This window comes from Citrobacter sp. VF227, from assembly GCF_052950715.1.
In genome coordinates this window covers 1-267 of the sequence record NZ_JBRFVF010000716.1, presented here as the reverse complement: position 1 = coordinate 267, position 267 = coordinate 1, and the positions used below count along the sequence as shown (strand labels likewise).

Below are 267 nucleotides of genomic sequence, written 5' to 3'. Positions count from 1 at the left end.
ATCTGGCCGACGAAGGCGAAATTACGCAAAACGAAAAAGATATTTTCGCTATGTTCCAGTTCTCTGCTGGGGCAATGATCACCAACTTCTTTTCCTCCGGTGCCATTCTGTTCACGCTGATGGCGGTGGACGGTACTCCAGCCGTGCCAGCGTCTATTGGCGCGTGCGTGGCTGTGATGTTCATTATGAAAATTGTTGGCGCCAATGTAATGCGTCTGATCCTGACTTTTACCAGTAAGAAAACCCAGTCAACTGCTCCAGGAGAAG

1 pseudogene is annotated in these 267 nt (G+C 49.4%); it reads left to right on the top strand.

The annotated features are described in order from the left end of the window. Positions 1–267, top strand: a pseudogene (locus ACU8YC_RS28700) (nucleoside recognition domain-containing protein); the annotation flags it as partial.